Source organism: Mesorhizobium sp. WSM4832, assembly GCF_055811115.1.
This window is the reverse complement of the sequence record NZ_JBVVQH010000034.1, coordinates 24,940-47,405: the sequence shown is the minus strand read 5'-3', so window position 1 is coordinate 47,405 and position 22,466 is coordinate 24,940. Positions and strand designations below refer to the sequence as shown.

Below are 22,466 nucleotides of genomic sequence, written 5' to 3'. Positions count from 1 at the left end.
ATCGGCGAAAACGCGGTAGCGCCGCTCGGCGTGGAGCTGGTCGATCGCATCCTCGAAGAACCGCTGGTAGTTCATGTCACTTCCCGATTTTGGGGCCGGATCATAATCACTGCCCCCTGCCTCGTCCACCGGACCCGACCGGTCAAAATGCCACGCCCTTGCCCTGTTCCTAACGATGCCGGATCGTGGCCTATTCCCGGCTGTCTGAAGCAGTTTTGTTTCAGTACGATGCCTCAGGCGGAAGGAACTGTTACGGACTTAACATTTGGGAGGGTAATGGGCTTGCGGCGGGGTTTCCAGCGCGGTGGCTGTTGAGACAGTTTCCGATAAATCTTGATCAGCGAGGTAGGTGATGACGGTTTTGGTGACAGGCGGTGCCGGTTATATCGGCAGCCACATGGTCTGGGAGCTGCTCGACGCCGGCGAAAGCGTGGTTGTCCTGGACCGGCTTTCCACCGGCTTCGAATGGGCGGTCGCCCCGGAAGCAAAGCTCGTCGTCGGCGATGTCGCCGACCGCGATCTGGTCGGCCGGATCATCCGCGAGAACAAGGTCGACGCCATCATCCACTTCGCCGGCTCGATCGTGGTGCCGGAATCGGTCGCCGATCCGCTCGGCTACTACGAGAACAACACCTGCAAGACCCGCACGCTGATCGAAACCGCCGTGCGCGAGGGTGTGCCGCATTTCATCTTCTCCTCCACTGCCGCCGTCTATGGCGGCGCCGGGCTGGAGCCGGTGCGCGAGGATGCGCGGCTGGCGCCGGAATCGCCCTACGGCCTTTCCAAGCTGATGAGCGAATGGATGCTGCGCGATGCGGCGCTGGCGCACGACATCCGCTATACGGCGCTGCGCTATTTCAATGTCGCCGGCGCCGATCCAAGGGGCCGCACCGGCCAGTCGACGCCCGGCGCCACGCATCTGATCAAGGTCGCCTGCGAGACCGCGCTCGGCAAGCGGCCCTTCATGCAGGTCTTCGGCAAGGATTATCCGACGCCGGACGGCACCTGCATGCGCGATTACATCCATGTCAGCGATCTGGCGGCTGCGCACCGGCTGGCGCTGCAGCGGCTGCGCGACGGCGGCGGGAGCCTCGTCGCCAATTGCGGCTACAGCCACGGCTATTCCGTGCTCGAAGTCATCGACAGCGTGCGCCGCGCCTTCGGCCACGATTTCGACGTTCGCATGGGCGACCGCCGGCCCGGCGACGCCGCCGCCGTGGTCGCCAATTCCGACCTTGCGCGCAAGGAGCTCGGCTGGACGCCGCAGCGCGACGATCTCGACCAGATCGTCAACGATGCGCTGGCCTGGGAGCGTATCCTGACCGGCAAGAACTCGGCGCGGAGCTAGTCACAGCGAGCTGTTGGGCCAAGGGCTCGTCCGGCGCGTTCATAAGCGGTATTGAGGCTCGTTCAGCGGTGCGCAAAGCGCGCCGCCGGCATGATCCTTGAGGGGAAGGCATGAAGGTCCTGGTTCTCGGCGCCGGCGCGGTTGGCACGGCGGCCGCCTACTATCTGGCTGAAGACGGTCACGAGGTGACGGTGATCGAGCGCCATGAGGCGGCGGCGCGAGGCACCAGCCAGTCGAATGCCGGCCTTGTGTCGCCTGGCGACGCCACCGCCTGGGCCTCGCCCGCCGCGCTGAAAACTTTCCTGCGCGCGCTCTGGAACCACGACCTCGGCATCAAGGTCAGGCTGCGCCTCGATCCCTATTTTTATGCCTGGAGCCTGCGCTTCCTGCGCGAGTGCACGGTGGCAAGGCTTCGCGCCAACACCGACGTCAAGCTGAGGCTGGCGCTCTATTCGCGCGAGTGCATCAATGCGTTGTCGGACGCGACCGGCATCGATTACGACGAGCGCCGGAAAGGCATCCTCTATTTCTTCCGCTCGCAGAAGAGCCTCGACACCGGCACCGACAATTACCGCTATCTCGGCGAGCATGGCCTGCCGATCGAGATCGTCGGCCGCGAGCGTCTGGTCGAGCTGGAGCCTGGCCTGGCCGGCGTGAAGGAAAAGATCGCCGGCGGCATCTATTCGCCGATCGACCAGACCGGCGATTCCAAGCAATTCGTCGACAAGCTCGCCGCCTATGCGGCCGAGAAGCTCGGCGTGAAATTCCTGTTCGGCACGACAATCCAGGGCCTCGACGTCGAAGGCGATCGTGTGCGCGCCGTCATGACCTCGGCAGGGCCGGTGACGGGTGATGCCGTCGTCATCTCCATGGGGCCGGAAAGCGGCCTGCTCGGCCGCCGCTACGGCATCGACCTGCCTGTCTACCCGGTGAAGGGCTACACCGCGACGATTCCCTTGGAGGACGAGAGCAAAGGGCCGACCATGGGCGGCGCCGACGAGGACCGGCTGATCGGCTATTCGAGGCTGGGCAATCGCCTGCGGATGTCCTCGACGGCCGAATTCACCGGCTTCGACCGCAGCTTCAAGCCCGGCGATTTCAGAACCATCCTGGAGACCGGCAAGGACCTTTTCCCGGGCGCCTTCGACGAGAAGAAGGCTGTGCTGTGGGCGGGTCTGCGGCCGATGATGCCGAGTTCGGTGCCTGTCTTCGGTCAGGCGAAATACCGCAATCTCTATCTCGATACCGGCCACGGCCACCTCGGCTGGACCATGGCCTGCGGCTCCGGAAAATTCCTGGCCGACATCGTCGCCGGCCGCAAGCTGGAGATCGATCCGCAGGGATTGCTTTACGGGACAGCGCGCTGAGCCAAGCACGCGGCCGGCTCAGAGTTTCACGGCCTGCCGCCAGGCCAACGCGTATTCGCCCCAGGCGCGCTCGGCCGGCGGTCCGCAGCGTTCGCCTTTGCTCATTGTGGTAGCGCCATCCGAGGCCAGCAGCGCGGCGCCGATGCTGGTCCCGGTCGACGTCTCCGACGCGACGACCGGCCTCTCCGTCGCCGCCGCCAGCATGCGGACGAAAAGCGGGTTCCGCGCGAAAGGTCCCTCGACCGTCGTCGGCCCATCGCCGCCGATCAGCTCCAGGCAGGTTGCGGTCATCAACGCCAGATAGAACGAGATGGCGGCGAAGCGCTGGCCGGAGCTTGAATCGTCGACATTGCGCCATTGCGCGGCGCGGTGCGGGAACGGTCCAGACCCCTGTTGGGTGGAAGGCAGCAGCAAGGCCTGGCGCGCCAGAACGGCGGCAACATCGGCTTCGCTCCATTGCTGTGGCTGGCCCTCGGTCAGCAGCGAGAATTCGCGCCCGCCCATGAAGCGCGCCGAGGGCACGGGGTCGCCGAGCGCATTGACGTTGACCAGCGTGTCGCGCGCCGGGTCGAGTTGCACCTTCTTGCCGCCAACCGCCATCGACACCACCCATGTACCGGTCGATACGACGCAGAAGGGTGGTGTATCGGACAGCAGGTGCGGCAGCAGCGAGGCGTTGGAATCGTGCAAGCCGCAGAATACCGGTGTCTGCGGGTTGAGCCCCGTCCGTTGCACGATCGCCGGCAAGATCGGCCCTAGCCGATCCTTGGCCGGCCGCACCGGCGCCATCAGCCGGCGCCAGTCCATCCTATCGACCAGGGAGGAGTAATCGGACGTCCAGGGGTTCCACAAATCGGTGTGGCAACCGAGCGACGTCACCTCATTGGCGGCGACGCCCGTCAATCGCAAGGCCCAGTACTGCGCATACATCAGGATAGTGGTGGCCCCGGCAAATTCGGCGGGAAAGCGCTTCTGCTGAAAGAAGAGCTGCGCGCCGACGTTGAGGCCGGCAGGCAGGCGCGGCGTGCCCGTCTCGGCAAAGGGAGGACGTACGGCGTCATAGTCCGGCGCCAATTCGTCGATGCCGCCAAACTCATAGTCGATCACCGGCAGCGCTAGCTCGCCTTGGGCAGCGACCAGCACTGCGGTGGCGCCATGGGTGGTGATCGAGATCGCGTCGACGCGTTGCTCGCGATGAAGCGCCGCTACGCTTTCGAGGATGAAAGCCCATAGCCGTTCGACATCGTGATGCCGATAGGGGCCATCCGTGGAGGCAGCGTTGGCTGTGCGGCGGACCGCCACTTCGCGCATGCTCTCCAGGTCGACCAGCGCCACCTTGGCGTTGGTCTTGCCGATGTCGATGACGGCGACGTGGCGGATCATGCCATATGGAACATGGTTTCCAGCGGCATCGCCACCGGCTCGTTGTCGGCCTTGGTTTGCATCACATCGGCCATATGCGTCCACCAGCGCTGCATGACCGGATGTTTGGGCAGGTCGGCCATGCCGTGGTCGTCCAGCCGCCACAGCACGCCGAACAGGATGTTGGTCTCCTCGTCGAGATGGATCGAATAGTCGGAAACGCCGGCCTGCTTCAAAAGTGCCACCAGTGACGGCCAGATCTCGTCATGACGGCGCTTGTACTCGGCCTTCATGCCGGGATTGAGCTTCATCTTGAAGGCATATTTTTCCATCAGGCGAAGCGACCTTCGCGCAGCCGCCGCCAGACGATCGGCAGCGCAATGACGATGATCAGCAAAAGGCCAATGAAGATCGACATGACGATGCCCGGCACGTTGAGCAGCCCGAGGCCGAAGGTCACCAGTCCCATGATGAAAGCTGCGAGCACGACGCCAAGGATGCTGCCGGCGCCGCCGAGGATCGAGACGCCGCCAAGCACAACCATGGTGATGGCTTCGAGTTCGTAACCCTGCGCGATCGACGGCCTGGTCGAGCCCAGCCGCGAGGTGATCAGCACCGAGGCGATGCCCGACATCAGCCCGGTCAGGCAGAACAATGTGAACTTGATACGGTCGACGCGCACGCCGGAAAACTGGCAGGCGACGGGATTGTTGCCGATGGCAAAGACGCGGCGGCCGAAGCTCGTCCGATGCAGGATGAACCAGTAGATCAAAGCCGCGACGAGGAACAGCGCCAGCTCGAACGAGAACACCCACCAGACATAGCCCTGGCCGAAGAAAGCGAAACTCTCCGGATAGCCCTTGTAGGCCTGGTCGCCGAGGATGATGAAGGCGATGCCGCGGAACAGGCTCATCGTGCCGATGGTGACGACGATGGACGGCAGGCCGAGCCGGGTGACGAGCAGCCCGTTGAAAGCGCCGCAGCCGAGCCCGACAACGATGCCGATCAGCACCAGCACCGGCGTGCCGGCGCCCGCCTGCACGGCCATGCCCATCATCGTCGAGGCTAAAGCCACGATCGCGGCGACCGACAGGTCGATCTCGCCGGAGATGATCAGCAACGCCATGGCAAGCGCGATCAGGCCCTTTTCGGTGAAGTTGAAGGTCAGGTCCGACAGCGACCACGGATCGAGGAAATAGGGCGAGGCGAAGCTGTTCACCGCGAAAATAAGGATCGCGATGATGACGAGCAGCGCCTCCCAGGAGAAGATCGCCGAGGAAAGCGGCTTGTCGAGCCGGTCGGGGATATGGCGCGGAGCAGGGGTATCGGTCATGCCGTTTCCGCCTTTCTCAGGATGATGCGGCCCTGCCGGCGTTCGCCGCGTGCGTTGAGCACCACGGCCAGGATGATGGCGCTGCCCGAGATAGCCATCTGCCAGAAGGGCGAGATGTTGATGACCGGCAGCGCGTTGGAGATGATGCCGAGGAACAGCGCGCCGAGCACAGCGCCGCCGACCGAGCCGATGCCGCCGGCGATCGAGATGCCGCCGATGACGCAGGCGGCGATGATGTTGAGCTCGTAGCCATTGGCGACCTCGACCGATGCGATCACGTAGCGCGAGATCCACAGATAGCCGGCGAGCCCGCCAATCATGCCGGAAATGCAGAAGACGATGAACTTGGTGCGGCCGACATCGATGCCGGCATAGACCGAAGCGGTCGGATTGACGCCGATGGCGTAGATCGAGCGTCCGATGGCGGTGCGCGTCATCACCAGGAAGAACAGCGCGATGACCGCGATCGCGATCCAGGACAGCACCGGCAGGCCGAGGAAGGCGGCGCGCTGGAAATTGATGAAGTCGGGGCTCATCTGGTCGGCATTGACCCAGGCGCCGCCGGAGATGACGAATGTGGCGCCGCGATAGATGGTGAGCGTGCCCAGCGTCACCACGATCGACGGGATGTTCAGCCGCCACACCAGCAAACCGTTGATGGCGCCGAGCGCGAGGCCAACGGCGAGAGCGACGACGATCAGCACCGGGATCGGGATCGCCGGATGCGCGGCGTTGAGCATGGCCACCACCATGCCGGTGAAGCAGAGGTTGGACGCCATCGAAAGGTCGATCGAGCGCGTCAGGATCACCGCCATCTGGCCGAGCGCCAGGATCATCAGGATCGAGGTGTCGTTGAACACCTGGCGCAGATTGGCCGGATCGGCGAAGCCCGGGAAGCGCGTCGAGATCAGGCCGACCAGAACGACGATGCCGGCGAGCAACCAGATCTCGCGGTTTTTGAGGAAGCTCTTCATGCCGCGATCCCCGCTGCCGTCCGAACCAGCGTTTCGGCGTCCAGGCCTTTGTTGTCGTAGGTCGCCGCGATGCGGCCCTCGCGCATGACGACGACCCGGTCCGACATGCCGAGGATTTCGGGCAGTTCCGACGACACCATGATCACTGACAGGCCTTGCGCGACCAGCTCGGCCATGAAGCCGTGCACGGCGGCCTTTGAGCCGATGTCGATGCCCTTGGTCGGCTCGTCGAGGATGATGACTTTCGGCGTCGTCGCGAGCCATTTGGCGATGACAACCTTCTGCTGGTTGCCGCCCGAAAGCGTGCCGACATCCTGGCTGAGCGAGGAGGCGCGCAGGTCGAGCCGCTCGGTGTAGGAGCGGGCGAGCGAGAACTCTTCCGCGAGCTTGAGCACGCCGGATCTCGAGGTGCGATTCAGCGACGGCAGCGAAACGTTCTGGAAGATCGGCAGGCCGATCACCACCCCCTGCTTGCCGCGCTCTTCCGGCACATAGACGATGCCGGCCTCGATGGAGTCCGCGGCCGATTTCGGCGCGATCGTCTGGCCGTCCAGCGAAATAGCGCCTCGGCTGGTGCGCGTGATGCCGGCGATCGCCTGCATCACCTCGCTGCGCCCGGCGCCGACCAGCCCGTAGAAGCCGAGGATCTCTCCCTTACGCAGCTCGAAGCCGATGTCGTCGAACTCCGTCGGATGCGACAGGCCGGAGACGGAAAGCACCGGTGCGCCGATCTTCGGTTCGCGCTGCGGGAAGATGTGGTCGACATTGCGGCCGACCATCATGCGTACGATCTCGTTCTGGCCGGTGTCTTTCAGAAGGCCTTCGCCCACCATCTCGCCGTCGCGGAAGACGGTGTAGCGGTCGGCGATGCGGTAGATCTCGTCGAACTTGTGGCTGATGAAGAGCACGGCCTTGCCTTCGCTCTTCAGGAATTCGATCAGAAGGAAAAGCTCCTCGATCTCCTTCATCGAGAGTGCGGCGGTCGGCTCGTCCATGATGACGATGCGCGCGTCGATCGACATCGCGCGGGCAACGGCCACCAGATGCTTGTTGGCGATGCCGAGGTCCTTCAGCCGCGCGTCGGCGTCGATATGGCTGGCGCGCATCGTCTCCAACACCTCGCGCGCATTCTTGCGCATGGTGCGCCAGTCGATGGTGCCGAATCGGGTGCGCGGCGCATGGCCGAGGAAGATGTTTTCGGCGACCGAAAGATCGTCGAACAGCACCGTTTCCTGGTGGATGGCGGTGATGCCGTGGCCGAAGGCGGCATGCGCGCTGGGCAGTGTGGTGGCCTGGCCGTCGATCCCGATCTCGCCTGAATCGGGCTGGTAGATGCCGGTCATGATCTTGACCAGCGTCGACTTGCCGGCGCCGTTCTCGCCGATCAGCGCCGTCACCTGTCCCGGATAGAGCGACAGGCTGACATTGTGCAGGGCGCGGACACCCGGGAAACTCTTGGAGATGCCTGAGAGCGTCAGGCGGGGAGAGGCGCTCGGAGCCGGGCCTGAAGGCTCGGGCAGCTGCGTCTCCATTTTGTGCTGGGCTGTCGTGTCCATATTCGTATCAGGCCCTGAGAGAAGGTCCGTTTGAAGATGCGGCGGGACAATTGTCCCGCCGCATGGGCTTGAAGTCGATCCGGATCAGTAGATCTTGGAGAACTTCTCGATGTTGGTCTTGTCGAACTGGAAGGGCGGAGCCATCGCAGCCGAGTTGGTGTCGTCGAGCGTCACCTTGCCGACGCGGCCGATCGACAGCGTCGCACCCGGCTTGGCCTCTTCCTTCTTCACCGCAAGGTCATGGGCAAGGTAGATCGCCGAGTAGCCGAGGTCGATCGGATTCCACAGCGCGACCGCCTGGCTGGCGCCGTTGTCGATGAACTTCTTGAACTCCGACGGCAGCGCGAGGCCGGTGACATTGACCTTGCCGATCAGGTTCGCGTCGGTGACGACCTGCGCGGCGGCGACGACGCCCACGGTGGTCGGCGCAATGATCGCCTTGAGGTTCGGATAGGACTTCAGCAGGCCCTTGGCTTCGTCGGTGCTCTTGGCCGAATCGTCATCGCCATAGACGGTGGCGACCAGCTTGATCTTCGGGAACTTCTCCGGCAGCACCTTCTTGGCCGCTTCGATCCAGGCGTTCTGGTTGGTCGCGGTCGAGGAGGCCGACAGGATCGCGACGTCGCCGCCTTCCGGCAGGTAGTCGGCGGCGAGCTTGATGATCGTCTCGCCGATCAGGCCGGTGTCGGACGGGTTGAGGTGAAGCTGGCGGCCTTCCTTGGCGACGCCGGAGTCCCACGAGATCACGGTGATGCCGCGGTCCATCGCCTTCTTCAGCACCGGCACCAGCGCGTCGGCGTCATTGGCAGAAACGGCGATCGCGTTGACCTTTTGCGCGATCAGCGAGTTGATCACCTCGATCTGGGCCTCGGCGGTCGCCTTGGTCGGGCCGGTGTAGATCACGTCAACATCGCCAAGTTCCTTGGCCGCTTCCTCGGCGCCCTTGTTGGCGGCGTCGAAGAAGCCGTTGCCGAGCGACTTCACGACCAATGCGATCTTGACGTTCTCGGCATAGGCGGCATTCACGAACATGGCGGCGGAAAAGGCCGCCGTAACCAGCAGTTTCTTCAAAAAGCTCATCGAATATCCTCCCTTGAGCGTTGCATTCCATCGCCGCTGCGGGCGTGAGTTTCCCTCAGGCCTGCAGTGAAGATTCTTCCTTGTCGCTTGACTGTTTGCGGGCGACGATCAGCGCCACGCCCGCTGTTTCCAACATCTTGGCCTCGCGGTCCTCGATGCCGTCGTCGGTGATCACGGTTGCGATGCGCGACAGCCCGCACAGGATCAGGCTGGAACGCATGCGGAATTTCGAGGAGTCGACCAGCACCACCAGTTCGTCGGCCTGGTCGATCAGCTTCTGTTCCGCCTGGATCAGCAGCGGATCGCCCTCCATCAGTCCGAGCGGCCCCAACCCCTGCGCGCCCATGAACATGCGCCGCGCATAGAAGTTGCGCGTCACGTCATTGTCGAAGGGCGACAGGATGATGTTCTGCTCGCGGTAGATCGTGCCGCCCGACAGCATCACCGTGTTCTTCGAGTGCTTGAGCAGGTGCTCGGCGATCGGGAAGGAATTGGTGAAGATCGGCATGCGGCGGCCGGTCAGGAAATGCACCATCTGGAAGGTCGTGGTGCCGCCATTGATGATGATCGGTTCGCCGTCCGTGCACAGGTTCACCGCTTCCCGTGCGATCGCCCGCTTCTGCGCGGCGTTGAGCGTCTCGTTGACGGAGAACGGCCGGCCGGCAAGGCCGATGAACTGCGGCGGCGAGATCGCCTCGGCGCCGCCGCGCACGCGCCGAAGGCGCTTCTGGACATGCAGCGCCGCGATGTCGCGCCGGATCGTCGCTTCGGAAGATTCCGTCAGCTCGACCATCTCCTGCACCGTCACCACAGGCTTTTCCTGGACGGCGGACAGAATGATCCTGTGGCGCTCTTTTTCGTGCATGGTTCCTCCCTGCCCCAGCATCAGGCCTTAGAAAACGCGCAGTGTCAATCATTTCCGATCATATATTTTCATTGTGCAGTGCAATATGATCGATGTTGATCGTTTCTGATTGACAAGCGGGGCGCTTGCGTAGACATTCCCAGGCGAGAAATGAGGGGTGCGGCGTTCGCGCTCCAAGGGAGGATACCTATGCTCGACAAGCGCTCCGGCTCGCGCCTCGCCAATCTGTGGGACGACGCAAAAGCCGAAGGGATGAGCGGTCCCGAACTCCTGGTCTATCGCTCGAACACGCTGGGTTCCGACAAGCGCGTTACCAATTATGGCGGCGGCAACACCTCGTCCAAAGTCTGGCAGAAAGACCCGCTGACCGGCGAGGACGTCGAGGTCCTGTGGGTGAAAGGCTCGGGCGGCGACAGCGCCTCGATCAAGCTGGACGGTTTCGCTACCCTTTACATGGACAAGCTGCGCGCCCTGAAGGGGCTCTATCGTGGCGTCGAGCACGAAGACGAGATGGTGGGCTATCTGCCGCACTGCACCTTCAACCTCAATCCGCGCGCGGCCTCCATCGACACGCCGCTGCATGCCTACGTGCCGAAGGCTTGCGTCGACCATATGCATCCCGACGCCATCATCGCCGTTGCTGCCGCCAAGGATTCCAAGGCGATTACGAAGGAGATCTTCGGCGATGCCATCGGCTGGTTGCCCTGGAAGCGGCCGGGCTTCGAGCTCGGCCTATGGCTGGAGAAATTCTGCCTCGAAAACCCCGATGCCAAGGGCGTCGTGCTCGAAAGCCACGGCCTGTTCACCTGGGGCGATACGCCCAAGGAATGCTATGAGACGACGATCTCGGTGATCAACCAGGCGATCGACTGGTTCGAGCGCAAGTCGCAAGGCAGGGCGATCTTCGGCGGCGAGGTGGTGAAGTCGCTCGATGCCCCGGCGCGCCGCGCCATCGCCGCAAAGCTGATGCCGAGGATCCGCGGCCTGATTTCCGAGAAGAGCCACAAGCTCGGCCATTTCGACGACCAGCCGGCGGTGCTGGAGTTCGTCAATTCGAAGGATTTGCGGCCGCTGGCGGCGCTTGGCACGTCATGCCCGGATCATTTCCTGCGCACGAAGATCCGGCCGCTGGTCATCGAGTTCGATCCGGCAAGTCCGGATGTCGACGCCGTCATCACGCGGCTCGCCGACGACATCGCCGCCTATCGTGTCGGCTACCAGGCTTATTACGACAGCTGCAAGCACCCGGACTCGCCGGCCATCCGTGATCCCAATGCCGTGGTCTATCTGATGCCTGGCGTCGGCATGTTCACCTTCGCCGGCGACAAGGCGACGGCGCGCATCTCCGGCGAATTCTACGTCAATGCCATCAACGTCATGCGCGGCGCTTCGACCGTATCGTCCTATGTCGGCCTGCCCGCGCAGGAAGCCTTCGACATCGAATATTGGCAGCTCGAGGAAGCCAAGCTGCAGCGCCTGCCGAAGCCGAAGGCGCTGGCCGGCCAGATCGCGCTGGTTACGGGCGGCGCCGGCGGCATCGGCCGCGCCACCGCCGACCGGCTGCTGCGCGAAGGCGCCTGCGTGGTGCTCGCCGATATCGACGAGGCGGCGCTGGCCGCCGCCAACGAAGAGCTATCGAAGGCCTTCGGAAAAGATTTCGTCCGTCCGGTGCGGATCGATGTGACGTCAGAAGACCAGGTGACTGCCGGCTTCACCGAAACATCAGTCGAATTCGGCGGCATCGACATCCTGGTCTCCAATGCCGGCCTGGCGTCCTCCGCGCCGATCGAGGAGACGACACTGGCGCTGTGGAACAAGAACATGGACATCCTGTCCACGGGCTATTTCCTGGTTTCCCGCGAGGCCTTCCGGCTGTTCCGCGCCCAGAAGATCGGCGGCAACATCGTCTTCGTCGCCTCCAAGAACGGGCTCGCCGCTTCGCCGAATGCGTCCGCTTACTGCACGGCCAAGGCCGCCGAAATCCATCTTGCCCGTTGCCTCGCGCTGGAGGGCGCGGAAGCGCAGATCAGGGTCAATGTCGTCAATCCGGACGCGGTGCTGCGCGGTTCCAAGATCTGGACCGGCGAGTGGAAGGAACAGCGCGCCGCCGCCTACAAGATGTCGACCGACGATCTCGAGGAGCACTACCGTTCACGCTCGATGCTGAAACGCTCGGTCTTCCCGGAAGACATCGCCGAAGCGATCTACTTCTTCGCGTCCGACATGTCGGCCAAGTCGACCGGCAACATCGTCAATGTCGACGCCGGCAACGCGCAAAGCTTTACGCGCTAATTTAGAGCGCTTTCCTTCTCCCCGTTCACGGGGAGAAGGTGCCGGCAGGCGGATGAGGGCAGCGCCGGCCAAATGTAGTCTTGGGAGGAACAGCACTTGTCCGAAACCATCATTTCCACCGACGTCGTCGCCGGCCATAACGCCAAGCGCCAGGCAGACCTCGAGCGCGACTACGCCTCGCTTGGCGAGCGCCTCGACCGCCGCGGCATCGCCATCGACGCGATCCTGGGCAAAGTGGAAAAATTCGGCGTGGCGATCCCGTCCTGGGGCGTCGGCACCGGCGGCACCCGCTTTGCCCGCTTCCCCGGCGTGGGCGAGCCGCGCGACATCTTCGACAAGATCGAGGACTGCGCAGTCATCAGCCAGTTGACGCAGGCGACACCGACCGTCTCGCTGCACATCCCGTGGGACAAGGCCGACCCGAACCGGCTGAAGCAGGCGGCCTCGCGCTTCGGCCTCGGCTTCGACGCCATGAACTCCAACACGTTTTCCGATGCCAAGGACCAGGAACGTTCCTACAAGTTCGGCTCGTTGTCGCATGCCGATGCCGGCACGCGCCGGCAGGCGGTCGAGCACAATCTCGAATGCATAGAGATCGGCAAGACGCTCGGTTCAAAGGCGCTGACGGTGTGGATCGGCGACGGCTCGAATTTCCCGGGCCAGGTCAATTTCGCAAAAGCCTTCGAGCGCTATCTCGACGCCATGCGCGAAATCTATGCCGGCCTGCCGGACGACTGGCGGCTGTTCACCGAGCACAAGATGTACGAGCCGGCCTTCTACTCCACGGTCGTGCAGGACTGGGGCACCAACTACATCATCGCGAAAGAACTCGGCGACAAGGCATTCTGCCTGGTCGACCTCGGCCATCACGCGCCCAACGTCAACATCGAGATGATCGTGTCGCGGCTGATCCAGTTCGGCAAGCTCGGCGGCTTCCACTTCAACGATTCCAAATATGGCGACGACGACCTCGATGCCGGATCGATCGATCCCTACCGGCTGTTCCTCGTCTTCAACGAGCTGGTCGATGCCGAGCTTTCCGGTGCCAAGGGCTTCAATCCCGCGCATATGCTCGACCAGAGCCACAACGTCACCGATCCGATCGAGAGCCTGATGCTGTCGGCGGTCGAGGTGCAGCGCGCCTATGCGCAGGCGCTGTTGGTCGACCGCAAGGCGCTGGAAGGTTTCCAGGAAGCCAATGACGCGCTGATGGCGACGCAGACGCTGAAGACGGCTTACCGCACCGATGTCGAGCCGATCCTCGCCATGGCGCGGCTGAGGACAGGCGGCGCCGTCGATCCGGTCGCCGCCTATCGGGCAGCGGGCTATCGCGCCAAGGCCGCGGCGGAGCGTCCGGCGGTCGCCGGCGGCGGCGGCGGCATCGTCTGAGGTGAGCTGATCTTCCTCCTTGTGGGGGAGATTGGCAGCCTACCTCACCGCGCGGCGCGGAAATGCTTGGAGAGCTTCAGACCCTGCGCCTGGTAGTTCGAGCCGAGATCGGTGCCGTAAAGCGCCTGCGGCCGCTTCAGCATGTGCTCGTAGACGAGGCGGCCGACGATCTGGCCATGGTCGAGGATGAATGGCACTTCGTGGCTGCGCACTTCGAGCACGGCGCGGCTGCCGCTGCCGCCGGCGGCGGAGTGGCCGAAACCCGGATCGAAGAAGCCGGCATAGTGGACGCGAAACTCACCGACCAGCGGATCGAACGGCGTCATCTCGGCGGCGTAGAGCGGCGGCACGTGCACGGCCTCGCGGCTGACCAGTATGTAGAATTCGTCCGGATCGAGGACGAGTTCGCCGGCGCCGCTCTTGTAGATCGGTTCCCAGAAATCGACGACGTCCTGCGCGGCGCGCTTGTCGACATCGACGAGGCCGGTATGATGCTTGCCGCGGTAGCCGACAAGGCCGTCCTTGTCGCCGTCGAGGTCGATGGACAAGGCGATGCCGCCGCCGGAAATGTTGGGCGGCTCGGTGGCGACCAGCATCTCGGCGCGGTGGAGATCACGCAGCTCGCTTTCCGAAAGCACCGCATTGCCGGTGCGGAAACGTATCTGCGACAGGCGTGAGCCGGCGCGCACCACGATCGGGAAAGTGCGCGGGCTGACCTCGAGATAGAGCGGCCCGTGATAGCCGGCGGCGATCTTGTCGAACTCGTGGCCGCGATCCGTCATCACGCGCGTGAATATGTCGAGGCGCCCGGTCGAGCTCTTCGGATTGGCCGAGGCGGATACGTTCGAGGGCAGCGCCAGGCTTTCGAGCAGCGGCACGATGTAGACGCAGCCCGTTTCCAGCACCGCACTCTCGGTAAGATTGATCTCGTGCAGCTTCAGCCGCTCGAGCTTGTCGGCGACCAGATGATCCGGTCCCGGCAGGAAGGAGGCGCGCACGCGAAACGCCGTGTCGCCGAGCCTCAGATCGAGGCTGGCCGGCTGGATCTGGTCGGCATCCAGAGCGCGCGGCGACCTCAGCGCCTTCGCCTCGAACAGCGCCGCGATATCCTGATCCGGAAGAATGCCTGTCTGCCGCAAAGGCTGGCTCCGTTAAGGCCGGTCTCTTTGTGGCGGGTTCTTGCTGCAAAACCGCTGGACACTTTTGCGGAACCTGCCTGGTACAAACCTCTTAATGAAGCCGGCAATTGACGCAAGCGCGGCGCGGGTCTAAAGGGTCGTTATCCCGTGGTGATTTGGCCGGTCGGCTTGCAGCCACGTTAAACAAGTCGCTAAAGGACCGTCGGGCCGCGAGGCCGTATGGACCGGTTGCGACTTTCGCGGCCGGTTTTTTTGTGTCTGGAAGCAGGGCTATGAGCACCAAGAAGCGCAACTGGAAACCTCAGACGGCACTCGTGCACGGCGGGACATTGCGTTCCGGCTTCGGCGAAACGTCCGAGGCGATGTATCTCACCCAGGGCTACGTCTACGAGACGGCGCAAGCCGCCGAAGCCCGCTTCAAGGGCGAGGAGCCCGGCTTCATCTATTCGCGCTACGCCAACCCGACGGTCGACATGTTCGAAAAGCGCATGTGCGCGCTCGAAGGCGCCGAGGATGCCCGCGCCACCGCATCCGGAATGGCGGCGGTGGCCGCGGCACTGCTTTGTAGTGCCAAGGCCGGCGACCATATCGTGGCGGCGCGCGCCCTGTTCGGCTCCTGCCGCTGGGTGGTCGAGACGCTGGCGCCGCGCTACGGCATCCAGGCGACGCTGGTCGACGGCACCGACATTTCCAATTGGGAAAAGGCGGTCAGGCCGAACACCAAGCTGTTCTTCCTGGAAAGCCCGACCAACCCCACGCTGGAAGTTGTCGACATCGCCGCGGTCGCCGCCTTGGCCAACTCCATCGGCGCGCGCCTGATCGTCGACAATGTCTTTGCCACGCCGCTGCAGCAGAAGCCCTTGCTGCTCGGCGCCCATATCGTCGTCTACTCGGCGACCAAGCATATAGACGGCCAGGGCCGCTGCCTCGGCGGCGTCGTCCTGTCCGACAAGAAATGGATCGACGAGAACCTGCACGACTATTTCCGCCACACCGGCCCGAGTCTGTCGCCCTTCAATGCCTGGACGCTGCTGAAAGGCTTGGAGACGCTTCCGCTGCGCGTGCGCCAGCAGACCGAGAGCGCCGGCAAGATCGCCGATTTCCTGGCTGGCCGGCCGGAGATCGCCCGCCTCATCTATCCTGGCCGCGCCGACCATCCGCAGGCGGATGTCGTCAAGAAGCAGATGTCGGGCGGCTCAACGCTGATCTGCCTCGACGTCAGGGGTGGCAAGCAGGCGGCCTTCGCCTTCCAGAACGCGCTCGACATCGTGCTGATCTCCAACAATCTCGGCGACGCCAAGAGCCTGATCACCCATCCGGCGACGACGACGCACAAGAACCTGAGCGATGAGGCCCGCGCCGAACTCGGCATCGGGCCCGGCACGCTCAGGCTTTCGGTCGGCCTGGAGGACACCGACGATCTGCTGGAGGACATCGAACAGGCGCTGAAGGCGGCGAAATAGGGGGCGGCAAGCCGAGCAAGAGAACGCGCGAGCCCGGCTCAAGCGCCCTCTTCCAGTTCGGTCATCGCCTTGGTGCGGATGTCATGGCATTGCCGCGCCATTCGACGGCGCCGCCGAACCAGGCGCGCGCGCAGAAGGGCTGACGGAGCGAGCGCGGCTGCGATAGTCAGTTCCATCGAGATCCGGTCACTCCCGAAAGGCCGCATGCGGCCGTTTCATCAGTCGACGGAGCGCCCGAGTCGCCCGGCACGGTTCGTGCACACCAACATTGTCGTGTGTCACTTAAATGACATTGTTTTTCGGCACTTGCGCTTAAAGGCTGGCAGGATGGTCGGCGCTTCGCCTACTTTAAGAGTGAGCGTGACGAACGTCCCGCGGCGGCAACCGGAGTAGCCCATGTATCGCGCCGTGACGCGCAACATCGAAGTGCTGGTCAGGCCCTTCTATCTGGAGGACCGCTCCGATCCGTCCGAGAACCGCTATGTCTGGGGCTATCAGATAACGATCGACAACCGTTCCGACGAATTCGTGCAGCTTGTGTCGCGCTACTGGCATATCACCGACGGTCGAGGCCGTGTCGAGGAGGTGCGCGGCGCCGGCGTCGTCGGCGACCAGCCGGAACTCAACCCCGGCGACAGCTATCAATACACCTCAGGCTGCCCGCTCTCGACCCCGTCGGGCATCATGGTCGGCCACTACACGATGCGCAACGGCCGCGGCGAAACGTTCGATATCGCCATCCCGGCTTTCTCGCTCGACATGCCGGGGACAAGGCGGACCGTGAATTAGGTCTTTGTCCCCGTCTCTATACGGGAGAAATGCCGGTCCACCCTCCGTAGCTGCAGCGCAGCTGCTGCGGAGGACGGGCAGGGCATGGGGGGCAGCACCAAACTTCTGAGATTTTCTTAGGTTCAACGACAGCGCCGGCGGCGGCATCTTCCCCGACGTTCGCGCCGCCCCTCATCCGCCCTTCGGGCACCTTCTCCCCGTGAACGGGGAGAAGGAAGAAGAAGCCTTACTTCGCCACGAATTCCGCCGGATCGAAGTCGTACTGCGTCGAGCAGAACTCACAGGCGACATGGATGCCGCCGTCCTCGGTCGATTCCTCGATCTCCTCAGCCGAAAAGCCTTCGAGGATGCCGCGGATCTTGTCGCGCGAGCAGGAGCACTGGTCGGCGACTGGCACGCCGCGGAAAACCCGCACGCCGTGCTCGTGGAACAGCCGGTAAAGCAGCCGCTCGGCGCCGACCGTCGGGTCGATCAGTTCCGTCGGCTCGACCGTGCCGAGCAGCGCCAGCAATTCCTGCCAGGAATTGTCGGACGGGTGCTCCGTCACCTCGCGATGGTCGCCGTCGCCGCCCGAAATATCGGGAATGCGCATTCGCTCCGGCGCCTGCGGCAGGAACTGCGCCAGGATGCCGCCGGCGCGCCACTGCTCGCGCGCGCCAGCCGGGCCAGGCGTGACCAGCTTGGCGACCGACATCTTGATGTCGGTCGGGATCTGCTCCGACTGCCGGAAATAGGTGCGCGCGGCATCCTCCAGCGAGTTGCCGTCGAGCTGGACGATGCCCTGATAGCGTTGCGTATGCGCGCCCTGGTCGATGGTTAAAGCCAGCACGCCGTTGCCGAGCAGCGTCTGCTGCGAAGTCTCGCCAGCGGCGATCAGCGCCTGCAGCCGGTCGGCATCGAAGCGCGCATAGGCGCGCAGCGCATGCGGCGTGGCGAAATCAGCCACCAGCATGTCGACCGGGCCGTCGGTGCGGGTCTGCAGGATGAACTTGCCTTCGAATTTCAGCGAGGTGCCGAGCAGGACAGTGAGCACGCAGGCTTCCGCCAGCAGGCGGGCGACCGGCTCCGGATAATTGTGGCGGTTCAAGATAGCGTCGAGCATCGGCCCGAGCTGCACGGTGCGGCCGCGCACATCGAGCGGCGCGACCTCGTAAGGCACGACATGATCGTCGCCGGCGAAGCCGAATTCGCCGAGTTGGGGTTTATGTTCAGCCAAGGTCTGGGTTTCCAACATGACAATACTCCGGGGCGCAACCGTGCAACCCGATGAGCCGCATGCGTCGAAGCGCGTTCAATTTACGTGATGGCCCGCAAATAGGCATCACATATCCCCGGATCAAGTCGACGTTTCCCCTGCCAGTCGCGTCGGATCAAGCGCCCAGGCACCAGGCCAGCACCGCCTTCTGCGCATGCAGCCGATTTTCGGCCTCGTCGAAGACCACCGAATGCGGCCCGTCGATCACCTCGTCGGTGACTTCCTCGCCGCGATGCGCCGGCAGGCAGTGCATGAACAACGCATCGGGCTTGGCCTTGGCCATAAGCGCGGCATTGACCTGATAGGGCAGGAAGACGTTGTGACCGCGCGCGCGGTGCTCCTGGCCCATCGAGACCCAGCTGTCGGTGACGACGCAATCGGCCTGGTCGACGGCGTCTTCGGCGGACCTGGAAAAGCGAACCTTGCCGCCGTTGGCCTTCGACCAGTCGACATATTTCCCGAAAGGCTCGCTGCCTTCCGGCACCGCGACATTGAGGTTGAAACGGAACCGCGCCGAGGCTTCCAGCAGCGAATGCAGCACATTGTTGCCGTCGCCGGTCCAGGCGAAGGTCTTGCCCGTCACCGGACCGCGATGCTCCTCAAAGGTCATGATGTCGGCCATGAGCTGGCAGGGATGCGTGTCGTCGGTTAGCCCGTTGATGACCGGAACGGTGGCGTTCTCGGTGAGTTCCAGCAGCCGGTCATGCGATGTGGTGCGGATCATGATGGCGTCGACATAACGCGACAGCACTTTAGCCGTGTCGGCGATGGTTTCCGAGCGGCCGAGCTGCATCTCGGTGCCGGTCAGCATGATGGTCTCGCCGCCGAGCTGGCGCATGCCGACGTCGAAGGACACGCGCGTGCGTGTCGACGGCTTGTCGAAGATCATCGCCAGCACCTTGCCATCGAGCGGCTTTGAACGCTCACCGGCCTTGAGCCTGGTCTTTCGCGCCACCGCATCGTCGAGCATGACGCGCAGGTCGCCGGCGGAAACGGCGGATAGATCGGTGAAGTGGCGAACACTCATCGGCACGGGTTCCAGAATTATTTCGCGGCTTCGGCCGCTATCGCGTCGGTCAGGCCCTTGGCGCCGCCGCGGATGCGCTCCAGCGCCTCGCCGATTTCCTCGTCGGTGACAGTGAGCGGCGGCAGGAGACGGATGACGTTGTCGCCCGCCGGCACGGCAAGCAGGTGCTGGTCGCGCAGCGCCATGTTCACCTTGGTGTTGGGCATGGCGCATTTCAGGCCTAGCATCAGGCCGGTTCCCCTGATGCCTTCGATGACATCGGGAAATTCGTCGACAACTCCGGCCAGACCCTGCTTCAAGAGCAGCGCCTTGCGCTGCACGTCCTCGAGGAAGCCGTCGGCGAGCACCACGTCGAGCACGGCGTTGCCGACCGCCATAGCCAGCGGATTGCCGCCAAAGGTGGTGCCATGCACGCCGGAGGTCATGCCGGTCGCCGCCTCGTCGGTGGCAAGGCAGGCGCCCATCGGAAAGCCGCCGCCGATGCCCTTGGCGATTGCCATCAGATCGGGCGTGACGCCTGTCCATTCATGCGCGAACAGCTTGCCGGTGCGGCCGATGCCGCACTGGACCTCGTCGAAGATCAACAGCAAGCCGTGCTTGTCGCAGAGTTGGCGCAGCCGCTTCAGCGAATGCGTCGGCACCGGGCGTATGCCGCCCTCGCCCTGCACCGGCTCGATCAGGATCGCCGCGGTCTCCGGCGTGATCGCCTTTTCGGCGGCATCGATGTCGTCGAAAGCCACCTGGTCGAAGCCCTCGACCTTCGGGCCGAAGCCTTCGAGATATTTGAACTGACCGCCGGCGGCGATCGTCGCCAGCGTGCGGCCGTGGAAGGCGCCCTCGAAGGTGATGATGCGGAAGCGCTCGGGATGGCCCTTGACGAACTGATAGCGACGCGCCGTCTTGATGGCGCATTCCAGCGCCTCGGCGCCCGAGTTGGTGAAGAACACCTTGTCGGCAAAGGTCGCATCGGCCAGCCGCTCGCCCAGCCGGCGCTGTTCCGGGATCTCATAGAGATTGGAGACGTGCCAAAGCTTGGCGGCCTGCTCGGTGAGCGCCGCGACCAGGTGCGGATGGCTGTGACCCAGCGAATTCACCGCGATGCCGCCCGCGAAGTCGAGATATCGCTCGCCCTTGTCGGTGACCAGCCAGGTCCCCTCCCCGCGGTCGAAAGCCAGGGGTGCGCGAGCAAAGGTCTCGTAAAGCGCCGAACCGCTCATTATATGCGTCTCCGGAACCGGAAATCAAAAAAGCCGCCAATGCGGCGGCCTTTGCGGCTTATGATGTTTTTCGGCCATGAAGTCAACGAAAACGTCACGCAGAAGCGCGTGGCAAGCCCCTGGCGCCACGCCGGCTCATGAATAGAGCGGCAAGTTGGGGAAAACCGAAAAAACCGAATCGTGTTGCCCTGGGGACTCTTGTCACCGAGTCAGCGCATAAGGTATTTGTAGTAGAGAAATAACTAGATTTCGTGCGGCGGACCTAGATCACCCGGTATATGTGGTGTTGTTTGCCCGGCGAGAGCCGGGTCGGGAACGGATTCTGACTACCGCACGCTTCACAGGAGCGCGGCCCCATGAACTGGACTGACGAGCGGGTAGAACTTCTCAGGAAACTGTGGTCGGAGGGTCTGAGCGCAAGCCAGATCGCCGCGCAGCTTGGCGGAGTGAGCCGCAACGCCGTCATCGGCAAGGTGCATCGCCTGAAATTGTCGGGCCGCGGCCGCGCGACGGCCGCCCCGGCGCGGCAGAAAAAGACGGTGCAGGGCGCCTCGATGCAGAAATCGGTGTCCCGCGCCGCAAGCGCTTCTCGCCATGTGACGTCCTCCGTCGGTGCAACGGCGCTGCAGATACAGTTCGACGCCGAACCGGTGGCGCGGCACTATATCCGCCCGGTCGAGAACGTCGTCGTGCCGATCTCGCGCAGATTGCAGCTCGTCGAACTGACCGAGCGCACATGCAAATGGCCGAACGGCGATCCGCTGTCGGAAGATTTCAACTTCTGCGGCAACGACGCCGGCGAAACGGGACCGTACTGCAAATACCACTCCCGCGTGGCGTTCCAGCCGGCGGGGGATCGGCGCAGGAGCCGCTAAGGAGTGAGTAGTGAGTAGGAAAATGGGCGCACAGAGCGCTGTTTCACTACTCACTAATTTCCACCGACTCTCTTACAGCCACCCGTTCTTCTTGAACCGCCAGTACAGGAACGTGCAGATCAGCGCGATCGCCACCAGCACGGCGGGATAGCCATATTCCATCTTCAGTTCCGGCATGTCGGAGAAGTTCATGCCGTAGATGCCGGCGAAGGCCGTGGGCACCGCCAGAATGGCGGCCCATGAGGCGAGCTTCTTGGAGATCGCGGTTTCCTGGCTCTGCCCGACAAGAAGGCTGGCTTCGAAAGCGAAGGCCAGCACCTCGCGCAGGCTGTCGATCTTTTCCTGTACGGTGCGGATGTGGTCGGTCACGTCGCGAAACAACGGATGCATGGCGGCATGGATCTGCGGCAGGTCGGCGCTGGTCAACCGACGGCAGACCTCCACCAGCGGCAAGGCTGCATTGCGCAGCCGCAACAGATCCCGGCGCAACATGTAAAGCCGCTCGATATCGGAACCGGTCATCGGCTTTAAAAGCACCTTGTCCTCGATCGCCTCGACCTCGTCCTCGATCTGCTCCAGCACCGGCATGTAGTTGTCGACGATGAAATCGAGGATGGCGTAAAGGACAAAGTCCTCGCCTTTGGCGAGCGAATGCGGGCAGCTTTCCCAATGCTGGCGCACGGCGGCGTAGGAGGTCGACGGGCCGTGCCGGACGCTGACGATGTAGCCGGTGCCGACGAACAGATGCGTTTCGCCGAAGGTGACGCGGCCGTCGATCAATTGCGCGGTGCGGGCGACGATGAACAGGGCGTCGCCATATTGCTCGATCTTCGGGCGCGCATGCGGATGCTCGGCATCCTCGATCGCCAGGTCATGCAGGTGGAATTGCGCCTGCACCCTGAGCAGAAGGTTGCGATCGGGCTCGAGCAGGCCGATCCAGACGACATGGCCGGGTCTTGCCGCCCATTCGCCGGCCTGTTCGACCTCGATGTCGGCGACGCGCTTGCCGCCCGAATAGACGCTGGACGCTATGATGCCCGACATTGGCTGTGGGGCCGGGGTCAGGTTTCGAACTTGTTCCATCGCAAACCTCCCGAGACTGCGACTGACAAATCGCCGTACCTGGAAGAGCTTA

Annotated in this window: 20 protein-coding genes and 1 riboswitch; of the genes, 7 read left to right on the top strand and 13 right to left on the bottom strand. The window is 63.8% G+C overall.

Annotation, left to right across the window (positions count from 1 at the left end):
• The first annotated feature begins 352 nt into the window (after positions 1-352).
• Both galE and AC0L2L_RS32115 read left to right on the top strand, forming a co-directional pair.
• Positions 353-1,348 carry a UDP-glucose 4-epimerase GalE gene (gene galE, locus AC0L2L_RS32120; protein ID WP_473583828.1) on the top strand — a complete coding sequence of 332 codons (996 nt, stop codon included), beginning with the start codon at positions 353-355 and terminating at the stop codon, positions 1,346-1,348.
• A gap of 110 nt (positions 1,349-1,458) precedes the next feature.
• Entirely contained in the window at positions 1,459-2,715 is a 1,257-nt protein-coding gene (locus AC0L2L_RS32115; protein ID WP_473583827.1) for a D-amino acid dehydrogenase, read from the top strand.
• Positions 2,716-2,733: 18 nt separating this feature from the next.
• Here the strand turns inward: AC0L2L_RS32115 and AC0L2L_RS32110 are convergent, their stop codons facing one another.
• The 7 genes from AC0L2L_RS32110 to AC0L2L_RS32080 all read right to left on the bottom strand — a co-directional run bounded on the left by AC0L2L_RS32110 (position 2,734) and on the right by AC0L2L_RS32080 (position 9,885).
• Positions 2,734-4,098 (bottom strand): FGGY-family carbohydrate kinase, encoded by a 1,365-nt coding sequence (locus tag AC0L2L_RS32110; protein ID WP_473583826.1) that lies wholly within the window; start codon positions 4,096-4,098, stop codon positions 2,734-2,736.
• Positions 4,095-4,409, bottom strand: coding sequence for an L-rhamnose mutarotase (gene rhaM / locus AC0L2L_RS32105; protein ID WP_473583825.1), 315 nt, complete (start codon positions 4,407-4,409; stop codon positions 4,095-4,097). The genes AC0L2L_RS32110 and rhaM overlap by 4 nt, the downstream gene beginning before the upstream one ends.
• Positions 4,409-5,410, bottom strand: a complete 1,002-nt coding sequence (locus AC0L2L_RS32100; RefSeq protein ID WP_473583824.1) for an ABC transporter permease — start codon at positions 5,408-5,410, stop codon at positions 4,409-4,411. Before AC0L2L_RS32100 ends, rhaM begins: the two co-directional genes overlap by 1 nt.
• Positions 5,407-6,384 (bottom strand): ABC transporter permease, encoded by a 978-nt coding sequence (locus AC0L2L_RS32095; protein WP_473583823.1) that lies wholly within the window; start codon positions 6,382-6,384, stop codon positions 5,407-5,409. Before AC0L2L_RS32095 ends, AC0L2L_RS32100 begins: the two co-directional genes overlap by 4 nt.
• Positions 6,381-7,940 (bottom strand): sugar ABC transporter ATP-binding protein, encoded by a 1,560-nt coding sequence (locus AC0L2L_RS32090; RefSeq protein WP_473583822.1) that lies wholly within the window; start codon positions 7,938-7,940, stop codon positions 6,381-6,383. The genes AC0L2L_RS32095 and AC0L2L_RS32090 overlap by 4 nt, the downstream gene beginning before the upstream one ends.
• Before the next feature lie 84 nt (positions 7,941-8,024).
• Positions 8,025-9,020 (bottom strand): rhamnose ABC transporter substrate-binding protein, encoded by a 996-nt coding sequence (gene rhaS, locus AC0L2L_RS32085; protein ID WP_473583821.1) that lies wholly within the window; start codon positions 9,018-9,020, stop codon positions 8,025-8,027.
• Between the two features lie 55 nt (positions 9,021-9,075).
• Positions 9,076-9,885 (bottom strand): DeoR/GlpR family DNA-binding transcription regulator, encoded by an 810-nt coding sequence (locus AC0L2L_RS32080; RefSeq protein WP_473583820.1) that lies wholly within the window; start codon positions 9,883-9,885, stop codon positions 9,076-9,078.
• Between the two features lie 189 nt (positions 9,886-10,074).
• On the opposite strand from AC0L2L_RS32080, the gene AC0L2L_RS32075 reads away from it, so the two are divergent.
• On the top strand, positions 10,075-12,177 hold the full coding sequence (locus tag AC0L2L_RS32075; protein WP_473583819.1) for a bifunctional rhamnulose-1-phosphate aldolase/short-chain dehydrogenase: 2,103 nt from the start codon (positions 10,075-10,077) through the stop codon (positions 12,175-12,177).
• Positions 12,178-12,273: 96 nt separating this feature from the next.
• A complete protein-coding gene (rhaI, locus tag AC0L2L_RS32070) occupies positions 12,274-13,566 on the top strand; it encodes an L-rhamnose catabolism isomerase (protein WP_473583818.1) in 1,293 nt (430 codons plus the stop codon).
• Between the two features lie 44 nt (positions 13,567-13,610).
• On the opposite strand, the gene AC0L2L_RS32065 is transcribed toward rhaI, so the two are convergent.
• Positions 13,611-14,705, bottom strand: a complete 1,095-nt coding sequence (locus AC0L2L_RS32065) for a 2'-deoxycytidine 5'-triphosphate deaminase (protein ID WP_027169324.1) — start codon at positions 14,703-14,705, stop codon at positions 13,611-13,613.
• Between the two features lie 137 nt (positions 14,706-14,842).
• Positions 14,843-14,920: riboswitch (SAM riboswitch) on the top strand.
• Between the two features lie 57 nt (positions 14,921-14,977).
• Between AC0L2L_RS32065 and AC0L2L_RS32060 the strand changes: the two genes are divergently transcribed.
• The gene (locus AC0L2L_RS32060) at positions 14,978-16,168 is read left to right on the top strand and encodes an O-succinylhomoserine sulfhydrylase (protein ID WP_473583817.1); all 1,191 of its coding nucleotides are present in this window, start codon (positions 14,978-14,980) and stop codon (positions 16,166-16,168) included.
• 38 nt (positions 16,169-16,206) lie between these two features.
• Here the strand turns inward: AC0L2L_RS32060 and AC0L2L_RS32055 are convergent, their stop codons facing one another.
• Positions 16,207-16,344 (bottom strand): hypothetical protein, encoded by a 138-nt coding sequence (locus AC0L2L_RS32055; RefSeq protein WP_473583816.1) that lies wholly within the window; start codon positions 16,342-16,344, stop codon positions 16,207-16,209.
• Positions 16,345-16,564: 220 nt separating this feature from the next.
• On the opposite strand from AC0L2L_RS32055, the gene apaG reads away from it, so the two are divergent.
• Positions 16,565-16,957: a Co2+/Mg2+ efflux protein ApaG gene (gene apaG / locus AC0L2L_RS32050; protein WP_027169321.1), complete on the top strand. Its 393-nt coding sequence runs from the start codon at positions 16,565-16,567 to the stop codon at positions 16,955-16,957.
• Between the two features lie 226 nt (positions 16,958-17,183).
• Here the strand turns inward: apaG and AC0L2L_RS32045 are convergent, their stop codons facing one another.
• The 3 genes from AC0L2L_RS32045 to AC0L2L_RS32035 all read right to left on the bottom strand — a co-directional run bounded on the left by AC0L2L_RS32045 (position 17,184) and on the right by AC0L2L_RS32035 (position 20,456).
• Positions 17,184-18,191: an Hsp33 family molecular chaperone gene (locus AC0L2L_RS32045; RefSeq protein WP_473583815.1), complete on the bottom strand. Its 1,008-nt coding sequence runs from the start codon at positions 18,189-18,191 to the stop codon at positions 17,184-17,186.
• Positions 18,192-18,327: 136 nt separating this feature from the next.
• A complete protein-coding gene (argF, locus tag AC0L2L_RS32040; protein ID WP_473583814.1) occupies positions 18,328-19,239 on the bottom strand; it encodes an ornithine carbamoyltransferase in 912 nt (303 codons plus the stop codon).
• 17 nt (positions 19,240-19,256) lie between these two features.
• On the bottom strand, positions 19,257-20,456 hold the full coding sequence (locus AC0L2L_RS32035) for an acetylornithine transaminase (protein WP_473583813.1): 1,200 nt from the start codon (positions 20,454-20,456) through the stop codon (positions 19,257-19,259).
• A 356-nt stretch (positions 20,457-20,812) separates the two neighbouring features.
• Between AC0L2L_RS32035 and AC0L2L_RS32030 the strand changes: the two genes are divergently transcribed.
• Positions 20,813-21,331: a GcrA family cell cycle regulator gene (locus AC0L2L_RS32030; protein ID WP_027169317.1), complete on the top strand. Its 519-nt coding sequence runs from the start codon at positions 20,813-20,815 to the stop codon at positions 21,329-21,331.
• Between the two features lie 72 nt (positions 21,332-21,403).
• Here AC0L2L_RS32030 and AC0L2L_RS32025 read toward each other — a convergent pair whose 3' ends face one another.
• Positions 21,404-22,414, bottom strand: coding sequence for a magnesium and cobalt transport protein CorA (locus tag AC0L2L_RS32025; protein ID WP_473583812.1), 1,011 nt, complete (start codon positions 22,412-22,414; stop codon positions 21,404-21,406).
• Positions 22,415-22,466: the final 52 nt, after the last annotated feature.